General features: G+C 71.9%; 20 protein-coding genes. 19 read left to right on the top strand and 1 reads right to left on the bottom strand.

The window, feature by feature from the left end; translation table 11 throughout:
• Window positions 1–10: 10 nt before the first annotated feature.
• The 16 genes from rfbA (at window position 11) to ACH4KB_RS07585 (ending at window position 15,755) form a co-directional block, all read left to right on the top strand.
• Window positions 11–880, top strand: a complete 870-nt coding sequence (gene rfbA / locus ACH4KB_RS07660; RefSeq protein ID WP_398064609.1) for a glucose-1-phosphate thymidylyltransferase RfbA — start codon at window positions 11–13, stop codon at window positions 878–880.
• 33 nt (window positions 881–913) lie between these two features.
• Window positions 914–1,594, top strand: coding sequence for an antibiotic biosynthesis monooxygenase family protein (locus ACH4KB_RS07655; protein WP_398064607.1), 681 nt, complete (start codon window positions 914–916; stop codon window positions 1,592–1,594).
• A gap of 34 nt (window positions 1,595–1,628) precedes the next feature.
• Complete coding sequence (locus tag ACH4KB_RS07650) at window positions 1,629–2,804, top strand: nucleotide disphospho-sugar-binding domain-containing protein (RefSeq protein ID WP_398064605.1); 1,176 nt, start codon at window positions 1,629–1,631, stop codon at window positions 2,802–2,804.
• A complete protein-coding gene (gene rfbB, locus ACH4KB_RS07645; protein ID WP_398064603.1) occupies window positions 2,801–3,790 on the top strand; it encodes a dTDP-glucose 4,6-dehydratase in 990 nt (329 codons plus the stop codon). Before ACH4KB_RS07650 ends, rfbB begins: the two co-directional genes overlap by 4 nt.
• Window positions 3,791–3,831: 41 nt before the next feature.
• On the top strand, window positions 3,832–5,313 hold the full coding sequence (locus ACH4KB_RS07640; protein WP_398064601.1) for an FAD-dependent monooxygenase: 1,482 nt from the start codon (window positions 3,832–3,834) through the stop codon (window positions 5,311–5,313).
• Window positions 5,314–5,384: 71 nt separating this feature from the next.
• On the top strand, window positions 5,385–6,506 hold the full coding sequence (locus tag ACH4KB_RS07635) for a DegT/DnrJ/EryC1/StrS family aminotransferase (RefSeq protein WP_398064599.1): 1,122 nt from the start codon (window positions 5,385–5,387) through the stop codon (window positions 6,504–6,506).
• Window positions 6,499–7,239, top strand: a complete 741-nt coding sequence (locus tag ACH4KB_RS07630; RefSeq protein ID WP_398064597.1) for a class I SAM-dependent methyltransferase — start codon at window positions 6,499–6,501, stop codon at window positions 7,237–7,239. Before ACH4KB_RS07635 ends, ACH4KB_RS07630 begins: the two co-directional genes overlap by 8 nt.
• Window positions 7,236–7,847, top strand: a complete 612-nt coding sequence (locus ACH4KB_RS07625) for a dTDP-4-dehydrorhamnose 3,5-epimerase family protein (protein ID WP_398064595.1) — start codon at window positions 7,236–7,238, stop codon at window positions 7,845–7,847. Before ACH4KB_RS07630 ends, ACH4KB_RS07625 begins: the two co-directional genes overlap by 4 nt.
• Window positions 7,838–8,845 (top strand): NAD-dependent epimerase/dehydratase family protein, encoded by a 1,008-nt coding sequence (locus ACH4KB_RS07620; protein ID WP_398064593.1) that lies wholly within the window; start codon window positions 7,838–7,840, stop codon window positions 8,843–8,845. The genes ACH4KB_RS07625 and ACH4KB_RS07620 overlap by 10 nt, the downstream gene beginning before the upstream one ends.
• Window positions 8,842–10,275, top strand: coding sequence for an NDP-hexose 2,3-dehydratase family protein (locus tag ACH4KB_RS07615; RefSeq protein ID WP_398064591.1), 1,434 nt, complete (start codon window positions 8,842–8,844; stop codon window positions 10,273–10,275). Before ACH4KB_RS07620 ends, ACH4KB_RS07615 begins: the two co-directional genes overlap by 4 nt.
• A gap of 76 nt (window positions 10,276–10,351) precedes the next feature.
• A complete protein-coding gene (locus ACH4KB_RS07610) occupies window positions 10,352–11,263 on the top strand; it encodes an alpha/beta hydrolase (protein ID WP_398064589.1) in 912 nt (303 codons plus the stop codon).
• 10 nt (window positions 11,264–11,273) lie between these two features.
• Window positions 11,274–12,548, top strand: coding sequence for an MFS transporter (locus ACH4KB_RS07605; RefSeq protein ID WP_398064587.1), 1,275 nt, complete (start codon window positions 11,274–11,276; stop codon window positions 12,546–12,548).
• Window positions 12,545–13,423 carry a 4'-phosphopantetheinyl transferase family protein gene (locus tag ACH4KB_RS07600; protein WP_398064585.1) on the top strand — a complete coding sequence of 293 codons (879 nt, stop codon included), beginning with the start codon at window positions 12,545–12,547 and terminating at the stop codon, window positions 13,421–13,423. The genes ACH4KB_RS07605 and ACH4KB_RS07600 overlap by 4 nt, the downstream gene beginning before the upstream one ends.
• A complete protein-coding gene (locus ACH4KB_RS07595) occupies window positions 13,420–14,973 on the top strand; it encodes an acyl-CoA carboxylase subunit beta (protein WP_398064583.1) in 1,554 nt (517 codons plus the stop codon). Before ACH4KB_RS07600 ends, ACH4KB_RS07595 begins: the two co-directional genes overlap by 4 nt.
• 31 nt (window positions 14,974–15,004) lie before the next feature.
• Window positions 15,005–15,259, top strand: a complete 255-nt coding sequence (locus tag ACH4KB_RS07590) for an acyl-CoA carboxylase subunit epsilon (protein WP_398064581.1) — start codon at window positions 15,005–15,007, stop codon at window positions 15,257–15,259.
• A gap of 10 nt (window positions 15,260–15,269) precedes the next feature.
• The gene (locus ACH4KB_RS07585; RefSeq protein WP_398064579.1) at window positions 15,270–15,755 is read left to right on the top strand and encodes a nuclear transport factor 2 family protein; all 486 of its coding nucleotides are present in this window, start codon (window positions 15,270–15,272) and stop codon (window positions 15,753–15,755) included.
• An 81-nt stretch (window positions 15,756–15,836) separates the two neighbouring features.
• Here ACH4KB_RS07585 and ACH4KB_RS07580 read toward each other — a convergent pair whose 3' ends face one another.
• Window positions 15,837–16,499 (bottom strand): TetR/AcrR family transcriptional regulator, encoded by a 663-nt coding sequence (locus ACH4KB_RS07580; protein ID WP_398064577.1) that lies wholly within the window; start codon window positions 16,497–16,499, stop codon window positions 15,837–15,839.
• A gap of 89 nt (window positions 16,500–16,588) precedes the next feature.
• On the opposite strand from ACH4KB_RS07580, the gene ACH4KB_RS07575 reads away from it, so the two are divergent.
• From ACH4KB_RS07575 to ACH4KB_RS07565, 3 genes are all read left to right on the top strand, one after another.
• Window positions 16,589–18,142: an MFS transporter gene (locus ACH4KB_RS07575; protein ID WP_398064575.1), complete on the top strand. Its 1,554-nt coding sequence runs from the start codon at window positions 16,589–16,591 to the stop codon at window positions 18,140–18,142.
• Between the two features lie 5 nt (window positions 18,143–18,147).
• Window positions 18,148–19,065 carry an aldo/keto reductase gene (locus ACH4KB_RS07570; protein ID WP_398064573.1) on the top strand — a complete coding sequence of 306 codons (918 nt, stop codon included), beginning with the start codon at window positions 18,148–18,150 and terminating at the stop codon, window positions 19,063–19,065.
• 93 nt (window positions 19,066–19,158) lie between these two features.
• A complete protein-coding gene (locus tag ACH4KB_RS07565; protein ID WP_398064571.1) occupies window positions 19,159–19,509 on the top strand; it encodes a DoxX family protein in 351 nt (116 codons plus the stop codon).
• The last annotated feature ends 19 nt before the right edge of the window (window positions 19,510–19,528 follow it).

Below are 19,528 nucleotides of genomic sequence, written 5' to 3'. Positions count from 1 at the left end.
GGCAGGTACCGTGAAAGGAATTATTCTGGCCGGAGGCCACGGAACGCGGCTGCATCCCATCACGATGGGAATATCGAAGCAATTGCTTCCGGTGTACGACAAGCCGATGGTCTATTACCCGCTTTCGGTCCTGATGCTGGCCGGTGTCCGCGATATCCTCGTCATTTCCTCCCCACAGGATCTGGAGGGATTCCGCCGGCTTCTCGGTGACGGCTCCGACTACGGACTGACCATCTCCTACGCACAGCAGGACGAGCCGCGCGGTCTCGCCGACGCCTTCGTGATAGGCGCCGACCACGTGGGCGGCGATCCTGTGGCCCTGGTCCTCGGGGACAACATCTTCCACGGCCCCGGCTTCAGCGGGCTGCTCCAGGACACCGTGGTGGACGTCGACGGCTGCGTGCTGTTCGGCTACCCCGTGCGCGACCCGGAACGGTACGGCGTGGGAGAGGTGGACGACAAGGGGAACCTCCTGTCGCTGGAGGAGAAGCCCGCCCGCCCCAGGTCGAACCTGGCCATCACGGGGCTGTACTTCTACGACAACGACGTCGTCGACATCGCCAAGAACCTGCGCCCCTCCGCGCGCGGCGAGCTGGAGATCACCGACGTCAACCGGTTCTACCTGGAGCGCGGCAAGGCGAAGCTGATCTCGCTGGGCCGCGGCTTCGCCTGGCTGGACACCGGCACGCACGACGCGCTGACCGAGGCCGGCCAGTACGTGCAGATCCTGGAGCACCGCCAGGGGGTCCGCATCGCCTGCATCGAGGAGATCGCCTGGCGCATGGGATTCATCGACCGCGAGGCGTGCTACCAGCTCGGCACCAAGCTCGCGAAGTCCTCGTACGGCCGCTACGTCATGGACGTCGCCGCGGCCGGCTGACCTCACAACCGCCCACCTCGACCTGGGAGAACCGTGCCCTTCATCTCGCCCGACGACGGCTACCTGACCCTCTTCAACCTCTTCGACACCGAGGACCGTGACAAGGAGTCACAGGTTCTGAAGGCCATGCGGGGCATCGTCGACAACGCCGACTACCCGGGGTGGATCTCCTCCACCGTGCACGCCGGACAGGACTCCCCGGGCACCGCCAACCTCGTCCAGTGGCGCAGTGCGGAGGACCTCGCGAAGAGGTACGCGGGGGAGGAGTTCCGGACCAGGACGGTGCCGGAGTTCCACCGGCTCGCGACCACCGTGCAGCTCATCCGCACCGAGGCGGTCTTCGCCCAGCGCCACCCGTCCCTGGGGGACACCACCGAGATCTCCCCCGAGCGTGACGACTACACCGTCATCTTCGTCCTGAGCTGCGAGCCCGAGAACCAGGCGGCCCTGGTCGACACGCTCGCCAAGCCCGACGAATGGCTGCTGACCGTCCCCGGGTACCGCTCCCACGCCTACTTCCGGTCCCTCGACGGCACCTCGGTCCTCAACTACGCCCAGTGGGACGGCAAGGAGGCCTACGACGCCTTCCACACGCTGCCCGACACCGAACGCCCCCTCGACGTGCAGAAGGGGCGGGTGCGGGCGCGGTCACTGTCCACCTCACGGTGGGCGAACACGTTCCGGGCGTGGCACTCGCGCTCCGCCCAGAGCTGACGGCCCGACGACTTCCGACCGGAAAGACACCGTCATGCGCTTGCTGTTCACCACCCTCCCAGGGCCCTCGCACATGCTGCCGATGGTCCCCCTGGCGCAGGCCGCGCTCGCCGCCGGACACGACGTGCTCGTCGCGGCGAGCGGCCCCGCCCCGGCCACGGCCGCGTCGGCCGGCCTGCACGCCGTCGCCACCGACGACGGGGCGTCGGCCGAGCCGTACGAGGACATGGTCCGCCGCTTCACGGAGACCGACATCAGCTGGAGGCTCAGGCCCGACGAGGTGATCGCCCACGTCGCCGAGGTCTTCGCGGAGGTCGGAGCCCGCATGGTGGACGGGCTGGCCGACACGGCCACGGCCTGGGGTGCGGACGCCGTCGTCTACACACCGCCCGCCGTGGCCGGGCTGCTCGCCGCCCGTGCCGTCGGCGTCCCCGCGGTCCTCCACGGCATCGGCACCCGCCGCCCCACCTTCCGGCCCGCGCTCCAGCGCCTCACCTCCGTCGCGGAGCGGCTGGGCGTCGCCGAGCTGCCCGAGGCCGAGGTGGAACTGGACCTCAACCCCGCCTCGCTCGTCCCCGTACTCCAGGACGGCCCGCTCAAGAGCGGCGCCGCGCACGTCCTGCCGATGCGGTACGCGCCCTACACCGGCGGCGCCGTACTGCCCGACTGGGCGCTGCGCCGGGGTGACCGGCCCCGTGTCGCGGTCACCCTGGGCTCCCTGCGCACCTTCTACGGCGACGGTACGCGCCTGCTGGAGATCATCGACGGCCTCGCGAAGCTGGACCTGGAGGTCGTCCTCACCACCAGCGGTGCCGACCTGTCGGCGCTGCCCGACCCGCTGCCCGGCCGGGTGCGGGTCGTCGACTGGATACCGCTGCGCGCCCTGCTCGCCACGTGCGACGCGATCGTCCACCACGGTGGCATGGGCACGATGTACGCCTCCTTCGACGCCGGGGTGCCCCAGCTCGCCGTGCCCATGGCGCACGACGACGGGCACGCCGCCGCCCAGGTGCTGGTCGCGCAGGGGGCGGGCCTGATGCTGGAGGGCCCGAAGGCCACCGGCGCCGAGATCGCCTCCGCGCTGGCACGACTCCTCGACGAACCCGCCTTCCGGTCGGCGGGCGGTGAGGTGGCGGCGGAGATGCGGGCCATGCCGGCACCCGCCGACGTCGTCGCCACGCTGCCCGGACTGCTCGGGAGCAGCCGATGAGGATGCTGGTGACCGGGGGAGCCGGATTCATCGGTTCCCACTACGTGCGCGCGCTCCTCGACGGCCGCTATCCCGGCTCGGCCGACGCCCGTGTGACCGTGCTGGACAAGCTGACGTACGCCGGCGACCGCCGCAACCTGCCGGCCGCGCACCCGAGGCTGGACTTCGTCCACGGCGACGTCTGCGACCCCGACCTGCTGGCGGACCTGGTGCCGGGCCACACCGCGATCGTGCACTTCGCGGCGGAGTCCCACGTCGACCGCTCCCTGGTCGGCGCCGCCGAGTTCGTCCGGACCAATGTGATGGGCACCCAGGTCGTGCTGGCGGCGGCGCTCGCCGGCGGCGTGGAGAGGGTCGTGCACGTGTCCACCGACGAGGTCTACGGGTCGATCGAGGAGGGGTCCTGGACGGAGCAGTGGCCGCTTCTGCCCAACTCCCCCTACGCCGCCTCCAAGGCGGCCTCCGACCTGGTGGCCCGGTCCTTCTGGCGCACCCACGGCCTGGACGTCTCGGTGACCCGCTGTTCCAACAACTACGGGCCGTACCAGCACCCCGAGAAACTGATCCCCCGCTTCGTCACCAACCTGCTGCGCGGTGAGCCGGTCCCGCTGTACGGCGACGGCCGCAACCGGCGCGAGTGGCTGCACGTCGACGACCACTGCCGGGCCATCCACCTGGTCCTCGAACGGGGCAGGGCGGGCGAGATCTACAACGTGGGCAGCGGCAACGAGATGACCAACCTGGAACTGACGGAGCGGATCCTCGACCTGTGCGGGGCCGGACCCTCCATGATCCGCCGGGTCACCGACCGCAAGGGGCACGATCTGCGCTACTCGCTCGACGACAGCAAGATCCGCGAGGAGCTCGGTTACGCGCCCCGCACCGCCTTCGACCAGGGGCTCGCCGAGACCGTCGCCTGGTACCGCGAACACCCGGACCGGTGGCGCACCGCGGGAGCGTCGGCGGACGCGGCAGCCGCGGCCTGAACCACACGTAGCTGACAGCCAATGGACAGGAGGGGACGATCGTGGACACGGACGTCATCATCGTCGGTGCCGGGCCTACCGGACTGATGCTCGCCGGCGAGCTCCGCCTCGGCGGAGCCAGGGTCGTCGTGGCGGAATCGCTGGACGAGCCCACGGGACAGTCGCGCGGACTGGGCTTCACCGCCCGCGCGTGGGAGGCCTTCGACCAGCGGGGCCTGGTGCCCCGTTTCGGGGGCTTGCAGACCAGCCCGGTGGGCCACTTCGGCGGTGTCCAGTTCGACTACACGGTGCTGGAGGACGCGCACTTCGGAGCCCGTGGCATACCCCAGTCGCAGACCGAGGCCGTGCTGGAGGAGTGGGCTTCCTCCCTCGGCGCGGACATCCGGCGCGGCTGGGAGTTCCGCTCCCTCACCGACCACGGTGACCGGGTGGAGGCCACCTTCCGCACGGCGGAGGGCGAACAGCGGCTGAGCGCCGGGTACCTGGTGGGCTGCGACGGCGGGCACAGCGCGGTGCGTGGCGCCGCCGGCTTCGACTTCCCGGGAACCCCCGCCACCCGCGGCATGTACCTGGCCGACGTCGTCGGCTGCGACCTCAAGCCCCGGTTCCTGGGTGAGAAGCTGACGGGCGGCATGGTGATGGCCGCCCCGCTGGGCGAAGGCGTCGACCGCATCATCGTCTGCCCGCACGGCACGCCGGCCCGCGACCGTGCCGAGAAGGTCACCTTCGAAGAGGTGGCCGAGGCATGGCAGCGCATCACCGGCGAGGACATCTCGCACGGCAGCGCCGCCTGGGTCAGCTCCTTCACCGACGCCACCCGTCAGGCCACCGAGTACCGGCGCGGACGTGTGCTGCTCGCAGGCGACGCCGCACACATCCACCTCCCGGCCGGCGGGCAGGGCCTGAGCACCGGTGTGCAGGACGCGGTCAACCTGGGCTGGAAACTGGCGGCCGAGGTGGCGGGCCGGGCTCCCGAAGGACTGCTCGACTCCTATCACACGGAGCGGCACGCGGTCGGCGTCCGGCTGCTCAACAACACCCGGGCGCAGGGAATGGTCTTCCTCGGCGGTGAGGAAGCCGACCCCCTGCGCGAGCTGTTCACCGAGCTCATCGCACACGACGAGGTCAAGAAGCACCTGGCCGGCTCGGTGAGCCACCTCGACATCCGCTACGACTGCGGACCCGGCGAGCACCCGCTGCTCGGTCGTCGGCTGCCTCCGCGCAGCCTGCGCACCTCCGCCGGCACCACCACCGGCACGGCCGAGCTGCTGCACTCCGCCCAAGGCGTGCTGATCGACCCCGCGGGCGACGAGGAGCTGCACCGCACCGCGGCCGGCTGGAAGGACCGCGTGGTCACCGTCGTCGCCGTCCCCGACGAGGCGGAGACCCGCTCGGACCCCTTCGCCGGGGCCGCCGTGCTCGTACGGCCGGACGGATACGTCGTCTGGACCTCGGCCGACGGCGCCGGGGCCGAGTCCGCCCTGCGGCGCTGGTTCGGGCCGTCCACGGCCGACGAGAGCTGACCCGCACCGCGGGACCGGGCCCGGACCGGCCCCGACCCGACCCCGAGTAACGTCAAGCAGGAGGCGATCGCGTGACCACCCGAGTCTGGGACTATCTGCCGGAGTACGCAGAGGAGAAGGACGACATCCTGGACGCCGTCCAGAAGGTGTTCGGTTCGGGCCAGTTGGTGCTCGGCGAGAGCGTCAAGGGCTTCGAGAACGAGTTCGCCGCCTACCACGGGCTGCCCTACGCCACCGGTGTCGACAACGGCACCAACGCCCTCAAGCTCGCCCTGGAGGCGCTGGGCGTGGGAGCCGGGGACGAGGTCGTCACCGTCTCCAACACGGCCGCGCCCACCGTCGTGGCGATCGCGGGCACCGGGGCCACCCCGGTGTTCGTGGACGTCCGCGAGGACGACTTCCTCATGGACGTCGACCAGGTCGAGGCCGCCGTCACCCCGCGCACCAAGGTGCTGCTTCCCGTCCACCTCTACGGCCAGAGCGTCGACATGGCCCCGCTGCGACGCATCGCCGAGCGGCACGGGCTGAAGATCCTGGAGGACTGCGCCCAGTCGCACGGCGCCCGCCACCACGGCGAGCTCACCGGCACCCTGGGGGACGCGGCCGCCTTCTCGTTCTACCCCACCAAGGTCCTCGGGGCCTACGGCGACGGCGGGGCCGTGATCACGGCGGACGAGGAAACCGACCGTGCCATGAAGCAGCTGCGCTACTACGGCATGGACAAGACCTACTACGTCGTGCGCTCGCCGGGCCACAACTCCCGCCTGGACGAGGTGCAGGCGGAGATCCTGCGCCGCAAGCTCACCCGACTCGACGCCTACCTCGCCGGCCGCAACGCCGTCGCCCGCCGCTACGAGGAACGCCTCGGCGACCTCGCGGGCGGGGACGGGCTGCTGCTGCCGCGTACCCATCCCGGCAACACACACGTCTACTACGTCTACGTCGTCCGCCACCCCAGGCGCGACGCCGTCATCGAGGCGCTCAAGGCGTACGACATCCACCTCAACATCAGCTACCCGTGGCCCGTGCACACCATGTCCGGCTTCGCCGACCTCGGATACGCCGAGGGCTCCCTGCCGGTGACCGAGAGGCTGGCCGGGGAGATCTTCTCCCTGCCGATGTACCCGTCCCTGGACGAAGGCGTCCAGGACAAGGTCGTCGACGCCCTGCGCGAGGTGCTCGCCCGTGTCTGAGCACGCCGGGATCTACGACGTCGGCGAGATCTACAACGCCATCTACCACGGCCGGGGGAAGGACTACCGGGCCGAGGCGGCGGTCGTCGCCAAGCACGTCCGCCGCCGCCACCCCCAGGCCGCCTCCCTGCTCGACGTGGGCTGCGGCACCGGAGGCCATCTCGTCCACCTCGCCGAGGAGTTCTCCGAGGTGCGGGGGATCGATCTGGCCGAGGGCATGCTGGAGGTGGCGCGCCGCACCGTGCCGCACGTGCCGGTCGAGCGCGCCGACATGCGCGACTTCGACCTGGGCGTCCGCGTGGACGCGGTGGTGTGCCTGTTCGCCGCGATCGGCAACCTCTCCGGGCAGAAGGACCTCGACGCCACCCTGGCGTCCTTCGCCCGCCACCTGGTGCCTGGCGGGGTGGTCCTCCTCGAACCCTGGTGGTTCCCGGAGAACTTCACCCCCGACCACGTGGGCGGCAGCGTCGTCACCCACGACGGCATGACCGTGGCCCGTGTCTCCCACACCGTCCTCCACGAGAAGGGCGACGCCAGCCGGATGGACGTGACGTACGTCGTCGCGCGGCCCGGGCAGGGCATCGAGCACTTCTCCGACACGCACGTCATGGCCCTCTACAGCCGCGAGGACTACGAGTCGGCCTTCACCAGGGCCGGACTCACGGTGGAGTTCATCGAGGGCGAGTACGCCGGCAACGGCCTCTTCGTCGGCGTCAAGCAGGAAGGTGCGTGAGCGTCGTGCAGGTGCACAAGCTGGGGATCGAGGGCGCCTTCGAGTTCACCCCCGCCGTCTACAAGGATGACCGGGGCCTGTTCTCCAGCCCCTTCCAGAGCGCCGCGTTCGCCGAGGCGACCGGCCGGCCGCTGTTCCCGGTCAAGGACATCAGCCACAACCTGTCGGCCGCGGGCGTCCTGCGCGGCATCCACTACACCGCCACCCCGCCCGGCCGGGCCAAGTACGTCTACTGTCCGCACGGCCGGGTGCGGGACTTCCTGATCGACCTGCGGACCGGCTCACCCACCTTCGGGAAGTGGGAGACGACCGAGCTCAGCGGCGACGACTGCCGTGCCCTGTACGTCCCGGTCGGTGTGGGTCACGCCTTCCTCTCCCTGGAGGACGCCTCCATGGTCGTCTACGTCATGTCCGAGGGCTACGTCCCGGAGAACGAACGCGCCGTCTCCCCGCTCGACCCCGAGCTGGGCCTGCCGCTCCCCGGGGGACCGCCGCCCGCACAGTCGGAGCGGGACCTGTCAGCACCCACCCTCGCCGAGGCCCGTGAGCGGGGCCTGCTGCCCTCCTACGACGCCTGCCTGGAAGTGGAGGCACAACTGTGGCCGTGACACCCCCGCTGATCGTGCTGCTCGGCGCCACCGGCTTCGTCGGCTCCGCGGTGCTGCGCGAGCTCGCCGCCGAGCCGGTCCGGATCCGGGCCGTCTCCCGCCGCCCGGCCCTGGTCCCGGCGGGTGCCGGCGACAGGGTCGAGGTGCACACCGCCGACCTGACCGCACCCGGAGCGGTCGCCGAGGCGCTGGACGGCGCCGACGTCGTGGTGCACACCCTGCTCCACAGCGCCGGGGCCACCACCTGGCGCGTCGAGGACGGCGACACCGGCGCCGAGCGGCTCAACGTCGGCGTGGCCCAGGACGTCGTCGAGGCCCTGCGCGCCCGCCGTACCGAGGGCGCCCCACCGGTGAGGGTCCTGTTCGTCGGAGCCGCCTCGCAGGTCGGCCCGCTGGACAAGGAGGTGCTCGACGGTACGGAGAGCGACCGGCCCAAGGGCGCGTACGACCGGCAGAAGCTCCGTGCCGAGCGGCTCCTGCTGGACGCGGACGCCGAGGGTGTCCTGCGCGCCGCCTCCCTCCGGCTGCCCACCGTCTTCGGCTACGGCCCGTCCTCCACGGCCCGGGACAAGGGGGTCGTCTCCGCCATGGTGCGCCGCGCCCTGTCCGGGGAGCCCCTGACGATGTGGCACGACGGAACCGTGCGGCGCGACCTGCTCTACGTCGAGGACGCCGCCCGCGCCCTCGTCGCCGCCCTGGACCACCTCGACGAGCTGGCGGGCCGCCACTGGCTGCTCGGCACGGGTTCGGGCCGCCCGCTCGGCGAGGTGTTCCGTACGGTGGCGGACCTGGCGGCCGGCCGTACGGGCGAGCCGGCCGTACCCGTGGTGTCCGTGGAGCCGCCCGCGCACGCCGAGGCCGGCGACTTCCGCAGCGTCACCGTCGACTCCTCCGCCTTCCGTGCCGTGACCGGCTGGCAGCCCCGGACGAGCCTGGACGAGGCGCTGCGGCGCACGGTGGCGTTCCAGGCCGACGGCGGCGAGGGGGCTCTGTCGTGACCGCGCCCCCCGCCCTGGCGCCGCCGCTGCGGCCGCGCACCGATCCGGATCTGGCGGCCCGGCTGGCCCGCTCGGCCGCCACCGCGGACGGTCACTTCCTGAACACGGCCGACGTCGATGCCTGGCTCGCCGGCCGGGCGCGCGCCCACCGCTTCCGGGTGGACCGGGTCCCGCTCGGCCGCCTCGACGGCTGGTCCTTCGCCGAGGGCACCGGCAACCTGGTCCATCACACCGGACGGTTCTTCAGCGTCGAGGGGCTGTCCGCCTCGGTCGGCGAGGGCCCGGCCCACAACTGGCAGCAACCCGTCATCCGGCAGCCCGAGGTCGGCATCCTCGGCCTCCTCGCCAAGGAGTTCGACGGAGTCCTGCACTTCCTGATGCAGGCCAAGATGGAGCCCGGGAACCGCAACCTCCTCCAGCTGTCCCCGACCGTGCAGGCGACCCGCAGCAACTACTCCGCCGTGCACCGCGGTTCACGGGTGAAGTACCTGGAGTACTTCGCGGGCGCGGGGCGCGGCCGGGTTCTCACCGACGTGCTCCAGTCCGAGCACGGCTCCTGGTTCTTCCGCAAGTCCAACCGGAACATGCTCGTCGAGGCCGACCCGGACACCGACGTCCCGCTCCACGACGACTTCTGCTGGCTCACCCTCGGCCAGCTGGGCCGGCTGCTTCGCCGCGACAACGTGGTGAACATGGACTCCCGCACCGTCCTCGCCTGCTTCCCCGCGCCGCCCTCGGACGGGGGAGCGCTGCTCACCGACGCCGAACTGCAGTCCTGGTTCACCGTCGAACGCTCCCGCCACGACGTGGACGTCCAGCGCGTCCCCCTGGCCGGCATCAGGGGCTGGCGGTACGGCGACGACGTGATCGAGCGGGACGACGGCCGTTACTTCCGGGTGGTGGGCGCGCGTGTCGAGGCCGGCAGCCGGGAGGTCGGCGGCTGGGACCAACCGCTGATCGAACCCACCGGCACCGGAGTGACGGCGTTTCTGTACCGCACCTTCGAAGGGCTGCCGCATCTGCTGGTCAACGCCAAGGTGGAGGCCGGTTTCCTGGACACCGTGGAGATCGCGCCCACCGTCCAGGCCACGCCCGGCAACTGGGCGCACCTCCCCTCCCGGGACCGGCCGCCGTTCCTGGACCTGGCGCTCGATCCCCCGGCCGACCGGGTGCGCTACGCGGCCGTGCACTCGGAGGAGGGCGGACGCTTCCTCAACGCCGAGAGCCGCTACCTGTTCATCGAGACCGACGAGTCCGAGACTCCGCTGACCCCGCCCCCCGGGTACCAGTGGGCCACGCCGGCGCAGCTGCGCGCGCTCACCGGCCACGGCCACTACGTCAACGTCCAGGCGCGGACCCTCCTGGCCTGCCTGGAGACCGGCGCCGTACGGCTCCAGGGCGCGGGCGGCGCCCCGGCGGGTCCCGGGTGAGCCGGAGCCGGAGCAGCCCGGGCGGGACGGCCGCCGGCCCGACGCCGTGCCGCCCCCGAGGAGAGGCGAGGAACCGATGACGACGCACGTCCCCGCAGTGCTCCCGGCCGTGCCGGCCCTGTCACCCGGCGTCCGCCGGATCACCCTGGACGCGGCGGGCCTCGGCCTGTCCGCGCTGCTCGCCGAGCCTGAGCACACCGCTCCGCGTGCCACCGTCGTCGCCCTGCACGGCGGCGGCATGAACTCCGGCTACTTCGACGGACAGGCGCACCCCGGACAGTCCCTGCTCGCCCTCGGCGCCCGGCTCGGCTACACCGTCCTCGCGCCGGACCGGCCCGGCTACGGCGCCTCCGCCGCCGTCCTGCCCGACGGTCTGCGCCTCGCCGACCAGGCGGACCGTCTGGCCGCCGCCCTCGATGACTATGCCGCGACCCGTCCCACGGGCGCCGGGATCTTCCTGCTCGCCCACTCCTACGGCGGCAAGCTCGCCCTCACCGCCGCCGCCCGCCAGGCCGGCCACGGGCTGCTGGGCCTGGACATCTCCGGCTCCGGGCACCGGTACGCCGTACCGCTCGACGCCCTTCCGGACGAGTCCGGCCACGGCTCCTGGCCCCTGACCTGGGGCAAGCTGTGCCTCTACCCGCCGGGCGCGTTCCAGGACAGCGGCGCGCGGGTGGCCCCGATGCCGCTGCTGGAGCGCCGGGAGGCCCGAGCCTGGCCGGAGCTCTTCGCCTCGGTCGCCGGGCGGGTTCGGGTACCGGTGCGCCTCACCTTCGCCCAGTACGAGGCGTGGTGGCGGCACGACGAGGAGGCCGTGGCCGAGCTGCGACGACACCTGGCCGGAGCACGCTCCGTCACGATCGACCGGCTCCAGGGCGCCGGACACAACGTCAGCCTCGGCTGGGCCGCCCGCTCGTACCATCTGCGCGCTCTGGGCTTCCTGGAGGAGTGCCTCGCCCTGCGCGAGAGCGCTCCGCCCGGACGTTGAGGGCGGCGGCATGTTCAGACGGCATCACACCACGGTGTTCGGCTCCCTGTCGGTGCGCAACTTCCGTCTCTTCGCGGCCGGCCAGCTCGTGTCCGCCGCGGGCACCTGGATGATGGTCGTGGCCCAGGACTGGATGGTCCTCGCCCTCAGCGACGACTCGGCCGCGGCCCTGAGCGTGGTCACGGCACTGCAGTTCGGTCCACTGCTGCTGTTCACCCTGTACGGCGGGCGGCTCGCCGACCGCTACGACAAGCGGATGCTGCTCACCGTCGCCAACCTCGTCTCCCTCGCGCTCGCCCTGGGACTCGCGGTGCTGGAACTGACCGGTGAGGCCCGGCTGTGGCACATCCACCTGTTCGCGCTCGCACTCGGCACGGTCAACGCCTTCGAGATACCGGCCCGGATGGCCTTCGTCAGCGAACTGGTCGGCACCCGGCTGCTGCCCAACGCCTCCGCGCTCAGCGCGGCCTACTTCAACACGGCCCGGGTGGCCGGACCGGCCCTGGCGGGACTGCTGATCGGCGTGATGGGGCCCGGCCCGGTCATGCTGCTCAACGCGGTGAGTTACCTGGCCACGGTGGTCGGTCTGCGGCTGATGCGCACCTCCGAGCTGCACCGGACCGAGCGGCCCGCCGGGCGGGGCGGTGTCCTCGACGGACTCCGGTACGTGGCGGGCCGGCCGGATCTGCTGTCACCCACGCTCCTGGTCGCGGTGATCGGCCTGGCCGGTCTCAACTTCCAGCTGACCCTCCCCTTGATGGCGAAGACCGTCTTCCACGCCGACGCCACCGCCTTCGGGCTGCTCACCTCGGCGCTGGCGGCCGGCTCCCTGCTGGCCGCGCTGGCCGGTACCGGCCGCCGGGGCCGGCCACCGGCCCGCACGGTCCTGGTGTCCGCGCTGGCCTTCGGCCTGCTGGAGACCGCGGCGGGCGGGGCGCCCGACTTCACCTCGGCCGTGGTCCTGCTGGGCCTCACCGGCTTCGCGTCCACCTACTTCGTGCAGGCCGCCAACCACCGCATCCAGCTCGGCAGCGACCCCGGCTACCGGGGACGGGTGATGGCCCTCTACACCCTGATCCTCCAGGGCTCCACCCCGCTGGGCGCCCTGCTGGTGGGCCTCCTCGCCGAGGTGCTGGGCGCCCGCTCCGGGCTGGTCGTCGGTGGCCTCGTCTCCACGGCGGCCGCGCTGGTCGCCCTGGTCGTGGAGCGCCGGTCCCGACCGGCGCCGGACCCGCGGCCCGTCCCCGCGTCCAAGGTTGTGCACCCGACGGAGAACGGCACATGACCTACCCACGGGATCTCCCCGCCGGCCCCCGCGTGGAGGCGCCGGCCGACGATGTGCAGCTGTGGGCGCTGGACACGCCTGAGGGAACACGGGTGCCGGCGGCCGCCGCGGCGGAGCTGAGCCCGTCGGAGCGGCGGCGGGCCGCCGCCTTCGTCCGGCCCGCCGGGCGGCTGCTCTACGTCCGCGCGCACCTGGCCCTGCGCCGGCTGCTGTCGGCGTACACCGGCATCGCCCCCGCTCTCCTGGATCTGCGCCAGGACGCCTGCCCGCGGTGTGCGGGGCCGCACGGGCGTCCGGTGCTGGCCGGTCCGCCGGGGCTCCACTTCTCGCTCTCCCACAGCCACGGCCTCGCCCTGATCGGCATCGCCCGGACACCGGTGGGCGTGGACGTGCAGCGGCTACCGACCGCCCGGACCGTGGAACTGTGCCTGCCGGTCCTGCACCCGAGGGAGCAGCGGGAGCTGCTCGACCTGCCGGCGGCGGCGCGGCCCCGCGCGTTCGCCGAGCTGTGGACCCGCAAGGAAGCCCTGCTCAAGGGGATCGGCACCGGACTGAGCCACGGCGTCGGCGCGGCCCCCTACCTGGGCGTACACCACGCCTCAGGCCGCTCGGACGGCGCGCGGGGCTGGTCGGTGGCGGATCTGCCCGGCTGCCCGGACCACGCGGCCGCCTGGGCCCTCGCCGCCGGCACCGGCCCCGGCCGAGCCGTTCTGCGCGAACTGCCCCACGCGTTCCTGCACCTTCCGGCCCGTCAGGCTGCCGAGCTGCTCGGTGGGGTCGAGCCGGCCCTGAGCACGGCAGTGCCGGCACCCGGCCGGCCCGGACCAAGCCCGTCCCGACCACGACGACAGGGGGAGACATGGCCGAGGCCATGACGACTACGACCGACAGGTTCGACGAACTGTTCCGGGTCAAGGAGGAAGCCCACCGGGGCCCTGATCCGAAGGCCACCGAACGACAGCACGCGAAGGGCAAGCTGACCGCGCGCGAGCGCATCGAACTCCTCGTCGACAAGGGAAGTTTCACCGAGGTGGAGGCGCTGCGCCGACACCGGGCGGTCGGCTTCGGCCTTGAGGCCAAGCGGCCCTACACCGACGGTGTGGTCACCGGCTGGGGCACCGTCGAGGGGCGCACCGTCTTCGTCTACGCCCACGACTTCCGCATCTTCGGCGGCGCCCTGGGCGAGGCCCACGCCCAGAAGATCCACAAGCTGATGGACATGGCGATCTCCGCGGGCGCCCCTATCGTCTCGCTCAACGACGGAGCCGGCGCCCGGATCCAGGAGGGTGTCTCGGCACTCGCCGGGTACGGCGGGATCTTCCGGCGGAACACCCGCGCCTCCGGGGTCGTCCCGCAGATCAGCGTGATGCTCGGTCCGTGTGCCGGAGGTGCCGCGTACTCGCCGGCGCTGACGGACTTCGTCTTCGCGGTGCGGGACATCTCCCAGATGTTCATCACGGGGCCCGACGTGGTCCAGGCCGTCACCGGCGAGCAGGTCACGCAGAACGAACTGGGCGGCGCGGACGTGCACGCCGGCGTCTCGGGTGTGGCGCACTTCGTCTACGACGACGAGGAGACCTGCCTCGCCGAGGTCCGCTACCTGCTGTCCCTGCTGCCTTCCAACAACCGGGAACTGCCGCCCCGGGTACGCGGTGAGGACCCGGTGGACCGACCCGGCGACGCGCTGCTCGACCTGGTCCCGGCCGACGGCAACCGCTCCTACGACATCCGTGCGGTGATCGAGGAGGTCGTCGACGACGGCGAGTTCATGGAGGTGCACGCCTCCTGGGCGCCCAACATCGTCTGCGCGCTGGCCCGGCAGGACGGCCACGTCGTCGGCATCGTCGCCAACCAGCCCCTGTCCATGGCGGGCGCACTGGACATCGGGGCCAGCGAGAAGGGGGCGCGGTTCGTGCAGTTCTGCGACTCCTTCAGCATCCCGCTGGTGACCCTCGTCGACGTGCCGGGCTTCCTGCCGGGTGTCGACCAGGAGCACGGTGGGATCATCCGCCACGGCGCGAAGCTGCTCTACGCGTACTGCAACGCGACCGTCCCGCGGATCTCGGTGGTGCTCCGCAAGGCCTACGGTGGCGCCTACATCGTCATGGACTCGCGGTCCATAGGCGCGGATGTCGCGCTGGCCTGGCCCTCCAACGAGATCGCGGTGATGGGCGCCGAGGGCGCGGCCAACGTGGTCTTCCGCCGGGAGATCGCCGCCGCGCGGGACCCGGACGCGACACGCTCCGAGAAGATCGAGGAGTACCGGCGCGAACTGGTCCACCCGTACTACGCCGCGGAGCGCGGCCTGGTCGACGACGTGATCGACCCACGGGAGACACGCTCGGTGCTCTGCCGAACGCTTTCCATGCTCGTCACCAAGGACGTCGATCTGCCGCACCGCAAGCACGGAAACCCGCCCCAGTGATGTCCGACCCTGCCGCCAGGAGGAACTGACCATGCGTCACACGTCCGACGTGGATGCCCCCAGCAGCCTGTTCCGGATCGAGCGGGGCGCTCCCGACGCCGAGGAACTGGCCGCCCTCACAGCCGTCCTGATGTCCCGGGCCGCCGCGGCCGGCGTCGAGCCGGACGACCTGTCCCGCCGTCATCGGGCGACGGCCCGGTGGCAGCGGCCGGAGCGCACCGCCGCCTACGTGGCCCCACACGGCTGGCGCTCCGCAGCCGCCCACCACCGTGCCCGCACCCTCTGAGAGGACTGTCATGACCACGCCCGACGCATTCGACCAGTTGCACACCCGGATACTGCGGCTCACCGACCGCGCCGAGGTGACGGAGGTGTGCGACCTCTACGTCATCCACCTCGACCGGAGCCGCCACGAGGACACCTGGTTCGGCTCGGTCTTCACCGACGACGTCCATCTCTCCTTTCCCTTCGGTGAGTACAAGGGCTTCGAGGGGCTGGCGGGCTTCCAGAAGATGGCTCGTACGAACTTCGAGCGGACCCATCACCTCGCGGGGAACTACGAGGTCCAGCTCTACCCGGAAGGCGACCACGACCGGGCACGGGTACGGGCCCACCTGATGGCCGTGCACGTCAGCAGGCGTGAGGAGCCGGCGGCCGAGCACTTCGAGATCGGCGGCCACTACGAGGCCGACCTCGTACGCACCGGCGCCGGCTGGCGGATCAGGAGGTTCGCCTTCGACCTGGTGTGGCACGCCGGGCAGCGGCCGGCCGCCGGTCACTGACCCGGGGGCGGCCGGGGAGCGGGGGCGGGCCGGCACCGGGCGGGTGGGGGGCGCGGCGGCCGGTCCCCCACCCGCGCCGCCTCAGCTCCGGGGCAGGTACCCGTACAGGAACGCGCGCACGCCGGCCGTCACCATGGCGACCAGTTCTTCCTCGCACATCGCGTCCGCACCGGCCGGGCCCCGGCCCCAGGTGTTGGTCACGAGCACCACGAAGTGCTGGGCCGCGAAGTCGACGTCGGGGACCCTCAGGAGCCCGCGTTCGGCGAGGCGGGCCATGCAGGAGGCGAGGATGCGCTGGACGCGCAGCGGCCCCGCCTTCTGCCAGGTCTCGCGCAGATGAGGCGGGAAGTCGTCGCCGGCGGTGCTGATCCGGCCGACGATCGCGAAGTGGTCGGTGAACTCCGGCCGGGGCCGCACCCAGTCCCTGGCCAGCCTGATCAGGTCGGCCTCCAGATCATCGCCGGCCGAGACGCCGCCGAGGTGGCGCAGGGTCATCGCCTCGTGCGATGCGGCCACTTGTTCGGTGCTGTCCTTGACGACGGTGGCGAACAACTCCTCCTTGCTGGCGAAGTGGTTGTAGATCGTGCGGGTGGAGACACTCGCCTTGGCGGCGATCTCGTCGATGCTCGCGCCCCCGTAGCCGGCCTGGCCGAATACCTTCCGCGACGCACGCAGGATGGCCCGCCGCTTCGCCGGGTATCCCTTGCGAGGTCGTGTTCGACCGGGCTCGCCGGTGTCGGTCATCGTGGCGCCTCCTCGTGAACCGCTACGTTAGCTCCCTGCCCTTACAACGAACACTTTACTGACTCCCATACAGGTTGTACTTTACCTTTATGAGCCAATCACGGAAGCTCGACGGCACCGAGCTGCCCTCAGGGGCGCCCCCTCCTCCCATCGGGAGGGTCAAGGCCGGGCTGGCCCTCGGGTCCGTCCTCCTCGGCTATCTGATCGTCCCGATGGCCATGTCCGGCACCAGCGTCGCGCTGCCTCGCATCGCCGCCGACATCGGCGGCAGCGGTGGCGCCCTGCAATGGGTGGTCACGGGCTACTTCCTCGCGGCCTCGTGCCTGATGCTCGTCGCGGGATCACTCGGCGACCTGTTCGGCCGGCGCCGGATCTTCCGGGTCGGGGCCGCGCTCTACGCGCTCAGCACCTTCGGCGCCGCTCTGGCCCCGCACGTGCTGGTCCTCGACGCGGCCCGCACCCTGTCAGGGGTGGGGGCCGCGGGGGTGATGGCGGGCGGGGGCGCCATCCTGGCGAGCACCTTCCAGGGCGCCGCCCGGATCAGGGCCTTCGCCATGGTCGGAACCACCGTGGGGGTCGGCCTCGCCTTCGGACCGACCTTCGCGGGCTGGCTGGTCAGCACCGTCGGCTGGCGTGAGATGTTCGCCGTGTTCGCCGCCGCGGGCGTGCTGCTCGTGGCGGGCACGCTGTTCATGTCCGAGTCCGCGGCCGAGCAGCGCTCCCGGTTCGACCTGGCCGGCAGCCTGACCTTCATGCTCGGCATCATCGGCCTGATGTACGGCACCAACCTGGTGGCCTCGTCCGGCTGGGCCAGCCCGAAGGTGCTGGGCTGCGTCGGCGCCGGTCTGCTGATGTTCGTGCTGTTCGTCGTCGTCGAGCGGCGCGCCCATACGCCGGTCCTCGACCTGGACCTGCTCCGTGGCGGTCCGTTCACGGGCTGGCTGCTGGCCGCGCTCACCACGGCCGTCGGCACGGTCGGGGTCCTGGTCTATCTGCCGACGTACCTTCAGGGTGCGGGTGGCTACTCCGCCGGAGACGCCGGCACCATGATGCTGGCGATGACCCTGCCCGTCCTGTTGGTGCCACCCCTGGCCGGAAAGCTGGTCAACCAGGGCACGCCACCCCGGCTGCTGATCATCCTGGCGATCGGGCTGATCGCCGGCGGCAACGCCTGGCTCACCGTTCTCGCCCCTGGTTCGGGCGTCGCCAACCTGGTCGGACCGCTGGTGCTGCTCGGCGTCGGCAACGGTATGGCCGCCGCCCTCATTGACGCGCAGGCGATGGAACACGTCGCCCCCGACCGGGTCGGCATGGCGTCGGGGCTGTTGAACACCATGCGCGGCGGTGCCAACGCCCTGGTCCTCGCGATCTTCGGCGCCCTCCTGATCACCCTGATGGAGTCGTCCGTGGGCGGACGCGAGGTGGCCGGCCGGATCGCCGCGGGCGACCTGGGCGAGGGCCGCACCGAGTTCCTGACCGCGAAGTACACCGAAGCCTGGCATGTCGTGCTGTGGGCGGTCGCCGCCCTGTGCGCGGTGTCGGCCCTGGTGGTCCACCGCCTGATCGGCCCCCGAGCCGCGCACCGCGAGGACCCCGCGCCCGCCCCGCAGCCGGCCGGCACCGCCGCCAACGAGAAGGAGTGACAGCTGTGCTCACGAAACTGCCGACGACATCCATGGGCGGCACCGGCCTCGTGGTTCCCCTCCAGGGCCTGGGCTGCATGCGGATGACCGAATCGGCCGCCGCGGCCGGCCGGGCCGAGGCGAGCACCATCGTCAACCACGCGCTGGACCTCGGCGCCACCATGATCGACACCTCCGACATGTACGGCCGCGGCCGTAACGAGGAGATCGTCGGCCAGGCTCTGGGCAGTCGACGCGACGAAGCGGTGCTGTGCACCCGGTTCGGCGTGGTCTTCACCCCCGACGGGGGGTGGCGGATGCGGGGCGACGCCGCTTTCGTCCGCTCCTCCTGCGAGGCCAGTCTGCGCCGTCTCGGCACCGACGTCATCGACCTCTACTACCTGGCCCGGCCGCACGTGGACGTTCCCCTGGAGGAAACCGTCGGTGCGATGGCCGAGCTGGTCACCCAGGGCAAGGTGCGCCACCTGGGGCTCTCGGAGGTCAGCGGCGACGAGCTGCGCCGTGCCCACGCCGTGGCTCCCATCTCCGCCGTGCAGTCCGAATGGTCCCTGGGCGCCCGGCGCATCGAGTCGATGGTGTCCGTCTGCGCCGAACTAGGCGTCGGAGTGGTGCCGTTCTCGCCCAACGGCCGCGGGCTGCTCAACGGCGGGCCGGACACGACGGCGCAGTTCGCCCACACTTTCCCAGGCCGTGAGGACCTCCCCGCCGCCCTGCGGGAAATCGCCGCGGAACACGGCGCCAGGCCCGGCCAGATCGCCCTGGCCTGGGTGCACCACCAGGCGCAGGTGTGGGGCACCCCGGTCGTCCCGATCCCCGGTACCCGCCGGGTGCCGCATCTGGAGGAGAACGTGGCCGCCGCCTCGATCCTGCTCGGCGCCGACGAGCTGAACCGGCTCGACGCGGCGTCACTGCCCCCCGCCTGATCCGCGACAGCTCCACCGCGAGATCCCCTCGACCCGTACCCGTACCCGTACTCGTACCCGTATCCGCCCGTTTATCCGCTTCCTGGAGGAACTGTGTTCATCGCTTACGTCGTCGTCGCCGTCCTGCTGTCGATCCTGCTGGTCTTCTCCGGCCGCAGCATGCTGGTCAAGGACAAGGACATCATGGAGACACTCGACCGGCTGGCCGTGCCGAAGAGCTGGATCCCCGTGCTGGCCCTGCTGAAGTTCGCGGGAGCCGTGGGCCTGCTGATCGGCATCTTCTACCGGCCGCTGGGCATCGCCGCCGCGATCGGTGTGGTGCTCTTCTTCATCGGCGCGGTCATCTCCCACCTGCGGGTCAAGGACGCCAAGGGCGCTCCGGTGCCGGTCGTCCTCGTCCTGCTGGCGGCGGCCCCGGTGGTCCTCGGACTCGCCACGGTGTGACGGTGCGCGGAGTGCCGAG

This window comes from Streptomyces sp. NPDC017520 (assembly GCF_044329855.1).
Classification (GTDB): Bacteria; Actinomycetota; Actinomycetes; order Streptomycetales; family Streptomycetaceae; genus Streptomyces.
Note: the sequence above shows the minus strand (reverse complement) of the source record. Positions and strands in the feature narration are given on the sequence as shown.